Origin of the sequence: Nonomuraea composti (genome assembly GCF_012034275.1) — a bacterium.
Classification (GTDB): Bacteria; Actinomycetota; Actinomycetes; order Streptosporangiales; family Streptosporangiaceae; genus Nonomuraea; species Nonomuraea composti.
Genome location: NZ_JAATEP010000013.1, coordinates 140,824 through 153,350 on the forward strand (window position 1 = coordinate 140,824; position 12,527 = coordinate 153,350).

A 12,527-nucleotide genomic window follows, 5' to 3' on the forward strand; every position below is an offset into this window, starting at 1 on the left:
GGTGTCCGAGGGGCTTGAGGACGACAGCCGGGCTGGATGCACCCGCGTCGAGCGCTGTGCGTTCACCGGCATCCGGCGTCGTCACGATCCTGGATCTCGCAGGCGTCCGCGCGGGCGGCAAACAGTCAGTCCGTCGTGTCCTGGTCAGGAACAGGACACACTGTCATCGTCGCCGCGTCCGGACACCGGCCCTCCGCCCGGAGCCGGCGCCCGGCCGTCTCCGCCATAGGGTCAAGAACCGTAGGCGTCAGAGTGATGGCGTTCTGTGTGAACGTCGGTGACGATGAGTTCATGTCCGCCTGGCGATCAGGGACGATTCCGGCGCGGCGCCGGCGCGCGGCTCCGGCGGCGGTCGCGATCGTCCTGGTCGTGCTGGGCGTCATGGCGACGGCGGTCCGGCTGGACGCGCCGTCGGACGGCAGCGTGGTGCTGCTGGGCTGGCGGCCCGGCGCCGTGGCGGTGGACGTCCCGGCCGCGGCCGCCGGATCCGGGCTGCGGTCCGGCGACCTGGTCACCGGCGTCGCCGGGCGTCCTCTCGCGGGCGGCCCCGGTGCCGTCGCCCGCCCGCTGCCGGGGACGACGCTCCTGTACGACGTCGTACGCGAGAACGAGGCGACCGTCGTGGCCGTCCGGGTGGCGCTCCCGGACCCGTACCCGCTCATCCTGCAAGGCTGGGGCGACCTCCTCTTCGTCGTCGCGCTCGCGGGGCTCGCCGCCGCGCTGTACCTCCGCCGGCCCGACGAGCCCGCCACCGCCCCGCTGCTCGTGCTCGCCGCCGGCCTGCTGGGCAGCACGCTCACCGTCGTCGCGGGGCTCCCGGCCCTGGCCCTGGCCACCGGCGGCCCCCAGCTGTGGCTGTTCCACCTCAACACCATCGGGGTGTACTCGATCTCCTGGGGAGCACTGCCGGCCTTCGCGATCGCGTTCGCGGCCTGCCGGCCCCATTCGGCTCGCACCCGCAAGGCGATCGCCGTCGCGTACGCCGCACCGCCGTCCGCGATGGCCCTGTGGTGCGGGGTCGCCGCGCTGCCGGCGCCCGACGCGCTCGCCTGGCTCGGCCTGCTCCACACCGGCCAGACGGCGATCGTGGCGGCGACCCTGGTCACCGGCACGGTGTGGGGGTTCCTCAGCTACCGCGGCAACTCGGATCCGCTGATGCGCGGCCGGATGCGCTGGCTGCTGGGCGGCGGCGCCGTCGCGACCGCGCTCGGGCTCGCCGGCTGGCATCTGCCGCAACTCATCGCCGACGCGCACCCGCTGCCGTGGGGCGCGCTCGGGCTGTCGGGGCTGCCGTTCGTGGCCGGCATCGGGGTCGCGTTGCGCCGGCACCGGCTGTTCGACATCGAGCGGCTGGCGAACCGGTCCCTCGTCTACGCCAGCGTGGTCGCGATCCTGGCCGCCGGGTACGCGGCCGTCGTGGCGCTGCTGGCCGGCGGTCTGAAGCTGTCGCACACGGTGGCCGCCGCGCTCACCGCGGCCGGGGCGGCGCTCGCGCTGGCGCCGCTGCGCAACCTGGCGCAGAGCACGGTCAACCGGGTGATGTACGGCGACCGGCACGACCCCGCCGGGGCGCTGACCCGCCTGGGCACCCGGCTACAGGCGGTGCTGTTGCCCGCCGATGTGCTTCCCGCGATCGTCGAGACCGTGGCCCGGTCGCTGCGGGTGCCGTACGTGGCGATCGACCTGGTGGACGCCGCGGGCACCTGCCACCCGGCCGCCCAGCACGGCGTGGCGGCCGGTCCGGTGCACGCCGAGCCGCTGCGTCACCACGGGACGCTCATCGGGCGGCTGCGGATCTCGGCGCGCGACCGCGACGATCCTCTCGATCCCCTCGATCTCGACCTGGTCGGGTCGCTGGCCCAGCAGGTGGGAACCGCGGTCCAGGCGGTACGGCTGCACGAGGATCTGGTCCGTTCCCGTGCCGATGTGGTGGCCTCGCGGGAGGACGAGCGCCGCCGGCTGCGCCGCGATCTCCACGACGGGCTGGGGCCGGCCCTCGCCGCGATCGGGCTCAAGGCCGGGCTCGCGGCCCGCGACGTGCCGCCCGGATCGGTGGCGCGTCACCTCCTCGACGAGATCTCAGCGGAGGCGGCCGCGTCGCTGACCGACGTGCGCCGGCTGGCCGAGGCACTGCGCCCGCCGGCCCTGGACGAGCTCGGCGTCGTCGGCGCGGTCCGGGCCCGCGCGGCTCCCCTGGCGGGCGACATGTCGATCGAGGTGGCCGGCCCCGAGGAGATGCCGGCGCTGCCCGCCGCGGTGGAGACGGCGGCGTACCGGATCGCCGTCGAGGCGATCACCAACGCGGCGCGCCACAGCGGGGCGGCCCGCTGCGTCGCGACGATCGCCCTGACGGAGCGCGGCGTCGAGGTGACGGTGCGCGACGACGGCCGCGGGCTCGATCCCGACCGGCCGCCCGGTGTCGGGTTCCGATCCATGCGGGAACGGGCCGCCGAGGTGGGCGGGACCTGGTCGGCGCGCTCCCCGGCCGGCGGAGGCACCCACGTGCACGCCGTTCTGCCGACGACTCCGGGAGGGGCCCGATGATCCGGCTGATTCTCGCCGACGACCACCCCATCTTCGTCTCCGGCCTGCGCGCGGTGCTGGACGCCGAGCCAGGCATGACCGTGGCGGGCGTCGCCACCACCGGCGCGGACGCCTTGAGCCTGGCCGTCGAGCACCGGCCCGACGTCGCCGTGCTCGACGTCAACATGCCCGGCGGCGACGGTCTCACGGTCACCGCCCGCATGCGCGCCGTCGGGCTGCCCAGTCGCGCGCTGATCCTCACGATGTACGACGATGACGCGAACGTGCTGGCCGCCCTGCGCGCGGGCGCCCACGGGTACGCGCTCAAAGGCGCCGGCGGAGAGGAGATCGTCGCCGCGGTGCGCGCCGTCGCCCGTGGGGAGGCGGTCTTCGGGGCCGGCGTGGCCGCGCAGTTGCTCGCCCATTTCGCGCGTGCCGCGACGGCGTCGCCGTTCCCGCAGCTCACCGAGCGCGAGCACGAGGTGCTCGAGCTCGTCGCCCGGGGTCTGGGCAACGCGGCGATCGCACATCGCCTCGGCGTGAGCGGCAAGACCGTGCGCAACCACGTCTCCAACGTCCTGACGAAGCTGCACGTGGCCGACCGGTCCGCCGCGATCGTCCGGGCACGTGAGGCGGGGCTCGGCGGCGGCCCGGCCGATTCCCTGTAGCACTCCCTGTCCCCGTAGCACTCCCTGTCCCCGTAGCACTCCCTGTCCCCGTAGCGCTCCCTGTCCCCGTAGCACTCCCTGTCCCCGTAGCGCTCCCTGTACCAGCCGCCTCCACGCTTCCCCTTCGCGATGCCCAGCCCTCAGGGTGCCCCGGCCCCTGGGGGCGGCCAGGTCGCCTCGTCCCGGCACGGTTTCCCGGACCGGCTGGGACGGCCGTCCCGTGACGCCGGGACGCGGGCCCGCCCATCCTGGCCGCCATGAGCACGCAGCTGACCAGCGGACTCGGCCTGATGGCGGCGGCGGCGACCTGCCTCATCGGGTCCCTGACGCGTTCGCCGTCCTGCGACCTGATCTGGAGCGCCGGCGCCTGGCTCACCGTCGTCGCGACCGCCCTGGTCTACCGCGACATCGCCGGTCATGCCCGCCGCGAGCCATCGGCCGCCGCCGCCATGGCCCTGCTGGGCGTCGTCGCGTCCGCGGGGACAGTGGAGGCGGCGCTCAGGGCGGCCGGCGGCCGATGGCTCGCGGCGCACCCCCTCCTGCTCCTGGCCCTGGTCTGCGGCGCCGCCGCTGGCCTGGCGGGACTGGCGTACGTGACCGGGCGGGCCGGGCTGGTGCCGCCGGCGATCAGCCTGATCGCCGCGGTCGCCGCGCTGCTCGGCACGCTCACCGCCGACCCGGGCGCTCCCTACGTCCTCGGCGCCGGTCCGCTCGGCGCCGCCCTGGTCACCAGAGCTGTCACCCGAGCTGTCACCTGAGCGATCCGATCCTGCGCGTCGAAGGGACACGCGTCATGAGAACCGTGTACAAGATCCTCGCATACGTCATCGCGGCCGAGGTCGCCATCCAGGCGATGGCGATCGTTCTGGCCATCGCGGGACTCGGCAAGTGGGTCACGGAAGGCAACGTGTTCGACAAGTCCGTCATGGAGAGCGAGGAGTTCGCCTTCCCGGAGGTCATCGGCATCATCGTGCACGGCGTCAACGGGGGCCTGGTGATCCCGGTTCTCGCTCTCGTCCTGCTGATCGTCTCGTTCTTCGCCCGAGTGGCGGGCGGGGTGAAGTTCGCCGCGCTGGTGCTGGGCCTGGTCGCCGTCCAGGCCATGCTGGGCTATTCGGGGCATGACCTGCCCTGGATGGGCGCGCTGCACGGGCTCAACGCGCTGCTGCTGTTCGCCGCCTGCCTGCACGCCGCCCGCCGCGCGCGGCCCGCCGCCGCCGACGCGCCCGCCGACGCGCCCGCCGCGAAGCGGGCCTGAGCGGGTCATGGCGCGCCCCCGCCGGCTGCGGCTCGTCGCGGCGGTCGCCGCGACGCTGGCCGTCGTCGCCCCTCTCGCCTGGATGTGGCGGGCCAGCCTGCTACCGGCGGCGTACTCGATCATGGAGATGGGGTACCGGGACAGCGGCGGGCAGGCGCACGGCCACCACGAGGGCGGCACCCGCAGCGTCACGTCCCTGGTCACCGAGCGGCAGCGCGAGCCGGACGTCGACGTGACGCTGACCGCCCGCAAGCAACGCGTCCGGCTGGCGTCGGGCCGCGAGGTCGGCGGCTACACGCTCAACGGCCGTTCCCCCGGCCCCGAGATCCAGGCCGAGGCCGGGCAGCTCATCCAGGTCAGGCTGATCAACGAGTCGGTGCCCGGCGGGGTCACGCTGCACTGGCACGGCGTCGACGTGCCGGGCGGCGAGGACGGCGTCGCCGGTGTCACCCAGGACGCGGTCGGCGTCGGCCAGGAGTTCGTCTACCGGTTCGTCGCCCGCCAGATCGGAACGTTCTGGTACCACTCCCACCAGCTCTCCCACGAGCAGGTCGCCGGCGGGCTCCTCGGCGCCCTGATCATCCGGCCGGCGCGCGCGCCCGACGCCACCGTGGACGTCGTCGCGCTCACCCACCTCTACAACGGCATCCGCACGCTCAACGGCTCGGAGTCCGACCTCACCGTGCCGGCGCCGCCCGGCACGAAGGCCCGGGTACGCGTGATCAACACCGACAACGGGCCGATCCCGGTGTGGGTCACGGGTGCCATGCCGCGCTTGGTCGCCGTCGACGGCACCGACCTGCACGGGCCTGGGCCGATCGGGCGGGCCGCGATCCTCGTGACGTCCGGAGGCCGGGCCGACGTCGAGGTGACCATGCCCTCCGTCGGCACCCCCGTCCGCATGCAGATCGGCGGCCCCCTGTCGGTGGTTCTGGCCGCACACCCGGGCAGCGTGCCCGCCGTGCCGCCGCGTGCACGCCCGCCCGTGACGCTGGACCTCCTCACCTACGGCACCCCTGCCCCCGTCACCTTCGACGCAGCCCGCCCGGACCGCGTCTTCCGCTACGAGATGGGCCGCCGGCCGGGCTTCGTCGACGGTCTCCCCGGCCTCTACTGGACCGTCAACGGCCGCCTCTACCCGGACGTGCCGATGTTCATGGTCGCCGAGGGCGACGTGGTCCGCATGACGATCGTCAACGACAGCGGCGAGGTCCACCCCATGCACCTGCACGGCCACCACGCCCTGGTCCTGTCCCGCGACGGCGTGCCCGCCACCGGGAGCCCGTGGTGGATCGACTCGCTGAACGTCGAGGACGGCGAGTCCTACGACATCGCCTTCCGCGCCGGCAACCCCGGCATCTGGGTCGACCACTGCCACAACCTGCCACACGCCCGGGAAGGGCTCCTCGTCCACCTCATGTACGAGAACGTCACGACGCCGTTCCTCATCGGCGGCCCCCTCGGCAACTCCCGAGAATGAAGGACACCCCATGAACAGCGTCACTCTCCACTTGCCCACGCCGGTGCGGGGATGGGCGGCGGCCGGCGGCGTCATCGGCCTGCTGGCGAACGCCTTCCTGATCCTCTTCTTCGTCACCGCGCGACCCTGGGGCGACACCCCCGGCGAGGGCTGGTTCGGCCTGGCCAACGACGTGCTCGTCGCAGTCCAGTACGCCGCGCTCGTGCCGGTGATCCTGGCCCTGGGACGCCTCATGCCCGTCCACGCGCGCGTCCGCGCGTGGACCTGGATCGGCCTCGCCGCCGCCGTCACCATCGTCGTCCTGCAAGTCCTGCTGGTCGCCGAGAGGCTGGCATTCGAGTCCGTGGTCGTCCCCGTGAGCGTGAGCGGCGTCGTCAGCATGTGCTGGGCCGGCGCGGTCAGCGTGGTGGGCGCGCGCGCCCACGTCCTGCATCCGACCGTGACCCGCCTCGGCCGCGCCATCGTGATCGCGCTGCCGATCGCCGTCGCCGCATACGGAGCCGGCGTCCTCGTCACCGGCCTCTTCGACGTGCCCTGGGCCTGGGCCGCCGGTGCGGTTCCTGGCGTCGTGGTCTGGACCGCGTTCCCCGCCTGGGTTCTGGTGCTCGGCGTGAAGAGGTGAATCTGATCAAGCGCCGTGTCTCGTGAGACGTTCGCCCTCCACCCGCCGACGCGCGTCCATGGCACGTGATCGTCGGCTGCGGCCGGTCAGCCCAGCGACGCCGTTGCCGCACGCAGGTCCCGCAGGGCGGACAGCGCGTGGTGGGCGAGCCCGCGCGGGTCATCGCGGTCGCTTTCCGACCACTGGGCGTAACCTCGCTTGAAGGCGAGGACGCCCAGCTCGGCCGCGAGATGGGCGGTAGGGTCCGCGACGCCGCGGGCGACGAGTGCGGCGGTCATGGCGGCGGCCAGGCCGACGCTCTTGAGCGCGTCTCGCTCCTGGAGCTCGGTGCTGGCCGCGATGGCCGCCCTCAGCCGGGGGCCGAGCTCGCGGTTCGCCGGCCCCATGGCGCTGGATGCGCGTTCGAGACCGGCCGCGACCGCCTGCAGGGGGCTGGCGTCGGCGGGCGCCTCAGCGATTCCCTCGGCGAGCAGGCGGCTCAGGGTCTCCTGGCCAGCGACCAGCAGCTCGCGCTTGTCCGAGAAGTGCCGGAAGAAGGTGCTCTTGGTGACGCCGGCGCGCTCGGCGATCTGCGCCACCGTGGTGGCGTCGTACCCCTGCTCGGTGAACAGGTCCACGGCCGCGACGATGAGTCGCTGGGTCGTCTCCGGTTGCCATCGCGCCATGCACCCCATCATAGGTGATGGGACAAGCGTCCCGTCACTGTGTATGGTGATGGGACAAAGGTCTCGTCACTCCGGGAGATACTCATGCACGTTTTCGTCACCGGCGGCACCGGCACGATCGGCTCCGCCGTCGTCGCCGAACTCCTCGCCCATGGCCACACCGTCCTCGCGCTGGCCCGTTCGGACAAGTCCGCGCAAGCCCTCACCGACGCCGGCGCCCAGGTGCTGCGCGGGCAGCTGGCCGACCTCGACGTCCTGCGCGCCGGCGCCGCGCAGTCCGACGGCGTGATCAGCCTGGCCTTCGGCAGCGACTACAGCACCGACGAGGCCCTCGCGCGGTCGATCGCCGAGGAGGGCGCCGCACTGGCCGTCCTGGGTGAGGAACTGCTCGGCAGCGACCGCCCGATCGTCACGGTCTCGGGTACGCCCTGGGTGCCGGGCCGCCCCTCCACCGAGGCCGATCCCGCGCCGACCGACGGACCGGTGGGTGGTCGCGGCCGTTCGGTCAACGCACTGCTGGATCTGGCCTCGCGCGGCGTGCGCGCCACGGCGGTCCGCATGCCGCGCACGGTGCACAACCAGGGCAAGGGCGGATTCGCCGGCCTGCTGACGGACCAGGCGCGCCGCACCGGCGTCGCCGGCTACCCCGGCGACGGCACCCAGCGCTGGCCCGCCGTGCACGCGCTCGACGCGGCGGTTGTGTTCCGCCTGGCTCTGGAGTCGGCACCCGCCGGAACGACCTGGCACGCCGTGGCCGACGAGGGCGACGCGGTGCGCGACATCGCGACCGTCATCGGCCGGCAACTGGGACTACCGGTCGAGCAGGTGCCGCAGGAGAACTTCGGCCCGTTCGGCCCGATCTTCGCCATGGACCAACCCGCCTCCAGCGCCCACACCCGCCAGGCCCTCGGGTGGCGACCCACACACCCCAGCCTCCTGGAGGATCTGGCGAACATCCAGCCCTGAACAGGGCATTCTCTCCGAGCGGCCGGCGCGGTCTGGTGGTAGGCCATCGGAGCCGTCAGGACGCGCGTGTGCGGCGGCACAGCGGCTGATCTCCATCAGAAGCCAGGGGGGATGGGGGCGTGTCCGGGGATGGCCGGCACCACGCCCTCATCGTGCCCCGGTCGCCACCGCGCGGCGGCCGTGGAACCAGGTCGTCCGGGTATGCGAGACAAGCGCTTGTGGGGTGCGCCGGGATGGCGGCCCGGGGCGGCTCAGGTCCCCGCAAGGTGGGCGCGGATGGCGGAAGCGCCCGATTCGGCGAGCCAGTCGGACACGGCGCGCAGGCCGGGATGGATGACGCGCAGCGCCTCGAGGCCGGCGTGCCAGCGGTGACCGGCCTGCCAGTGCCTCATGGTGTCGGCGACCTCCGGCCCGAGCCGGGCGGCGTCGTCGCCGGTGATCTGTTCGTACCGGATCGGCAGGCCGGTGGCCGCGACGATCGCGGCGGCGGCCTCGACCGGGGTCGGCTCGTCACCCGCGAGCTCCAGGGTGCGCCCGGCGAACCCGGCCGGGTCCGCGAAGGCGAGCGCGGCGAACTCGGCGATGTCCTCCAGCGCGATGACCTGCATGGGCTCGTGCGGCGGGAACAGGTGGCGATGCACGCCGTCAGGCGAGAGGCCGTCGATGGCGACGGCGCCGACGCCCAGATGGTTCGTCATGAACCGGACCGGGCGCAGCACGGTCGGCAGCGCCACATGGTCATGCAGGTATTCCTCGATCAGCCTCTTGCCCCGCCCGCTCCGTGCGGGGCAAGAGGTGGAGGCGGGCGTGGGGGTGGACAGGGAGGCGACGATGCTGAAGACGACCTGCTCGACGCCCGCACCGTCACGAAACCCGACCCGTTCCGTGACCCGTCTTCCTCACCGCGTCACGAAACCCCGCGGCACTGCGGCGAGTGCGGCGCACCGCTGCCGGTGCGGGCCACCGGGCGGCCACCCCGCTCCTGCGGCCCCGCCTGCGGCCAGCGCGCCTACCACGCCGCCTCGCCGGCTAGCGATCACCACGTCAGGCGACCTTCTCCAGCAGGTGCGGACCACGCTCGTCTTCCTCCCCGATCGCGCCCGTCTGAGAGCACCCCATGGCGGCGGATGAGCGGGCGGCCGCTGCACAACGGCTGAGCGACGACCGCCTACCCTGCCCTGCTCACGGGCTGGAGCGCCGCAGAGCGCGCGCCTGGGGAATACGCGGCGCTCAATGCATACGGGCCGCCGAGCTGCTTGGTCACCATGAGGTTCCCCGGTTTCGGAAAAGTGCGTTCTTCCACGTCAGCGTTCGCTCTCCTATGGTTTCCCAGTAACCACAAGAGAGTACGGAGGCCGTTTCCGGGGCCTCCGCCAACTGACTGATCGGGAGTTCTCGTGGCTGTTTCGCTCATCAACCCTGACGGGCACGTCCAGGTTCCGCTCTACCACCACGTCGCGGTTGCGAGCGGGAGCAGGCAGGTCCACATCGCGGGGCAGGTCGCCTGGGACGGGAACGGCGAGCTGGTGGCGCCGGGCGATCTCGCCGGCCAGGTGGCCCAGGTCTACCGCAACGTCGCCGCGGCGCTGGACGCGGCCGGGGCGACGTTCCACGACGTCGTCCGCTTCACCTGGTACGCCGCGGGCTGGAAGAGGGAGATGTACGACGCCTTCAACGCGGGCGTCGAGCAGGCGGCCCGCGAGTTCGACATCGCCACGCCGCCGGCCGCGCTGATCGGGGTGGACGTGCTCTTCGAACCCGGCATCCTGGTCGAGGCCGAAGTCACGGCGATCATCGACTGAGCCGCCCGCTCCCCACAAGACCCGGGCCCGGCCGTCCCAAGCTCTTGTGGGGAGCGGACCGCGGCTCGCTGTCGTCCTCGACGCGCCCAGACGGCCGGTGACGGGAGAACTGTCGGTTCCGGCTGATATTCGTGATCACCCCCAGCGTTTGCGATCATGAGTGGAGCCGAGTGATGACGTCAGCGGGCAGATGGGACCACCTGGAGCCGGCCACGAGGGCCGCCTACCTCCGGTTCGACGAGCTCACCGAGCAGGGGCTCGAGCCCGGTCCCGACGTCGACTGGCGGGTCTACGGCACGTACGCGCAGATGAGACTCTGGCTGGGACCGGAAGGCGGCCACGACTACGACGAGCGGGTGCTGCGCATGGTCCGGTCGGTGGCCGAGCGCGACATCGACTTCACCTACCTCGAAGCTCATCACCTCATGGAGCGGGCAGGATACTGGGTGCGGCAGGGGCACACCCGCTACGAGGAGCTGTTCCGGATCCCGCTCGCGGCGGCCCGCCGGTTCGACCACCGGCAGCGCCGCGAGCTGCTGCGCCGGCTGACGTCGGGGCCGGGGCTGAAGGACGCGCGGGCGCTCCTGGCCGGGCAGGTGACCGAGCTGCTCACCGAACCCGCGGAGAACGGCCCGGCCGGGGTGGTCCGGACCGAGATCGGGGACACCGACCCCTTCGCCCGCATGCTGGCCGAGGAGTACGGCGCGCGCCTGGCCGAGGTGCTGCCGCTGTTCCGCCACTGGAACACCGCCCGCTCGACCAGGCCCAGCGCCCGGTGGCTCAGGAACGCCGAGCGGATGCTCACCCCCGGCGCGGTCGCCCTGGTCCGTGAGCTGCTCACGCGGCTGGCGGCCTACCGGGGCGGAGACTGGGTCGTCCGGTACGGCGACAACGAGTGGCGGGACACGGTCTTCCTCAGGGAGGACACCATCGTCGTGGTGCGCGGCATCCTGTGGAGTTGCGAGGTCATCGACGAGCGCTGGGTGACCTCGCTCGTCACCGACGTCGCGATGACGTGCGGCACCGGCAGCAACGGGATGGGCTCCACCTGCCGCTGCGAACCCGTCACCAACGCCGCCGTCGGCGTCCTGGCCCGCAGGGGCGGCCTCGACGTGATCGTCCCGCTGTCCAGGATCCAGGCGAAGGTGCGCGCGAGGTCCGTACAGAGGAATCTGAGCCTCGCCCTCGACGCGGTGGCCGCCGCGAACGGGCTGACCCGCGAGCAGTTGCTCGACCGGACGGTCCCCACCTTCGGCCTGGACGCCGACGGCGTCCGCGAGGAGCGGATCGGCGACTACCGGGTCAGGTTGTGCGCCGGCGTGCCTGCCCTGCGGTACGTGAACGCCGCGGGCAAGACCGTCAAGTCGCTGCCGAAGGAGCTGCGGGCGGAGCTGTCGGACCTGCGGGCCGTCCTGAAGGAGCTCAAGCTGGCGCAGGCGGCCGAGCGGTTCCGCCTGGAGCAGGCGATCGTCCAGGAACGGACGTGGCAGTGGCGCGAGGTGAGCGAGTACTTCCTCGACCATCCCGTCACCGGCCCCTACGCCCGCGCCCTGGTCTGGCAGATCGCCGGCGGCCCGGCTGCCCTGCCGGTCAAGACGGCCGGCGGCTGGGAACTGGCCGGCCACCGCCCCGCCCCCGACGCCGTGGCAGGGCTGTGGCACCCGATCCACGCGACCGCCGGCGAGGTGGCGGCGTGGCGCGACCATCTCATCGAGAGCGGGGTGCGCCAGCCGTTCAAGCAGGTCTTCCGCGAGCTCTACCCGCTGACCCCCGCCGAGCAGCGGACCGGCACCTTCTCCAACCGTTTCGCCGGCCACGTCCTGCGCTACGGCCAGGCCCGGACCCTGCTCGGCCAGCGCGGCTGGACCGGCCGCTCCATCGGCGACTGGGACTACGACAACGGCGGCGACCAGGGGGAGGTGGTGCGCGACCTGGCGGGCTGGCAGGCCCGCTGGGCCCTGCACATCGTCTCCGGGTACGGGGATCCCCTGCTGTGCGCCACTGAGGCCATCACCTTCCACCGCGACGGGCGACCGGCGTCGATGGCCGATCTGCCGCCGCTGGTGCTGTCGGAGATCCTGCGCGAGGCCGACCTCGCCGTAGGCGTGGCCTCGGTCGCCCGCGACGAGCAGGCGCTGGTCGGCCACGAACGTTATTGGCACTCCCACGGCTTCGGCGAGCTGACGGGGACGGCCAAGATCCGGCGCGAGGCGCTGGCGCGGCTGCTGCCGAGATTGAAGATCGCCTCCCGGCTGGAGCTGACCGACCGGTTCCTTGTCGTCCGGGGGGATCTGAAGACGTACAAAATCCATCTCGGGTCGGCGAACGTCCTGATGGAGCCCAACGATGCCTACCTGTGCATCGTCCCGGCGGGCGGGGGCGGCGCGGCCGGATCGGTGTTCCTGCCGTTCGAGGACGACGGCGGGACCCTGTCGGTGATCCTGTCGAAGGCGTTCCTCCTGGCCGACGACACGGCGATCACCGACCCGACGATCACCCGGCAGCTCGGCTGAACGCCCCGCCCGGGCACCGTCTCATCAGCA

10 protein-coding genes and 1 pseudogene are annotated in these 12,527 nt (G+C 73.1%); 9 read left to right on the forward strand and 2 right to left on the reverse strand.

The features are described 5' to 3' along the window. Positions 1–291: 291 nt before the first annotated feature. From HCN51_RS20170 to HCN51_RS20195, 6 genes are all read left to right on the forward strand, one after another. Positions 292–2,544, forward strand: coding sequence for a sensor histidine kinase (locus tag HCN51_RS20170; RefSeq protein ID WP_168011075.1), 2,253 nt, complete (start codon positions 292–294; stop codon positions 2,542–2,544). After that, the gene (locus HCN51_RS20175) at positions 2,541–3,191 is read left to right on the forward strand and encodes a response regulator (RefSeq protein ID WP_168011076.1); all 651 of its coding nucleotides are present in this window, start codon (positions 2,541–2,543) and stop codon (positions 3,189–3,191) included. Before HCN51_RS20170 ends, HCN51_RS20175 begins: the two co-directional genes overlap by 4 nt. Before the next feature lie 257 nt (positions 3,192–3,448). Further along, the gene (locus HCN51_RS20180; protein ID WP_168011077.1) at positions 3,449–3,949 is read left to right on the forward strand and encodes a hypothetical protein; all 501 of its coding nucleotides are present in this window, start codon (positions 3,449–3,451) and stop codon (positions 3,947–3,949) included. Between the two features lie 35 nt (positions 3,950–3,984). Then, positions 3,985–4,449 (forward strand): COX15/CtaA family protein, encoded by a 465-nt coding sequence (locus HCN51_RS20185; protein WP_168011078.1) that lies wholly within the window; start codon positions 3,985–3,987, stop codon positions 4,447–4,449. A 7-nt stretch (positions 4,450–4,456) separates the two neighbouring features. Next, complete coding sequence (locus tag HCN51_RS20190; RefSeq protein ID WP_168011079.1) at positions 4,457–5,929, forward strand: multicopper oxidase family protein; 1,473 nt, start codon at positions 4,457–4,459, stop codon at positions 5,927–5,929. A 10-nt stretch (positions 5,930–5,939) separates the two neighbouring features. Further along, complete coding sequence (locus tag HCN51_RS20195) at positions 5,940–6,551, forward strand: hypothetical protein (protein ID WP_168011080.1); 612 nt, start codon at positions 5,940–5,942, stop codon at positions 6,549–6,551. Between the two features lie 86 nt (positions 6,552–6,637). Here HCN51_RS20195 and HCN51_RS20200 read toward each other — a convergent pair whose 3' ends face one another. Next, positions 6,638–7,216, reverse strand: a complete 579-nt coding sequence (locus tag HCN51_RS20200; protein ID WP_168011081.1) for a TetR/AcrR family transcriptional regulator — start codon at positions 7,214–7,216, stop codon at positions 6,638–6,640. An 84-nt stretch (positions 7,217–7,300) separates the two neighbouring features. Here HCN51_RS20200 and HCN51_RS20205 point away from each other — a divergent pair, with 84 nt between their 5' ends. Further along, entirely contained in the window at positions 7,301–8,182 is an 882-nt protein-coding gene (locus HCN51_RS20205; protein WP_168011082.1) for an SDR family oxidoreductase, read from the forward strand. A gap of 251 nt (positions 8,183–8,433) precedes the next feature. Here HCN51_RS20205 and HCN51_RS20210 read toward each other — a convergent pair. After that, positions 8,434–9,030, reverse strand: a pseudogene (locus HCN51_RS20210) (NmrA family NAD(P)-binding protein); the annotation flags it as partial. A gap of 549 nt (positions 9,031–9,579) precedes the next feature. Here HCN51_RS20210 and HCN51_RS20215 point away from each other — a divergent pair. After that, complete coding sequence (locus HCN51_RS20215) at positions 9,580–9,984, forward strand: Rid family hydrolase (RefSeq protein ID WP_168011083.1); 405 nt, start codon at positions 9,580–9,582, stop codon at positions 9,982–9,984. Positions 9,985–10,157: 173 nt separating this feature from the next. Beyond that, a complete protein-coding gene (locus tag HCN51_RS20220) occupies positions 10,158–12,497 on the forward strand; it encodes a DUF4132 domain-containing protein (RefSeq protein WP_168011084.1) in 2,340 nt (779 codons plus the stop codon). Positions 12,498–12,527: the final 30 nt, after the last annotated feature.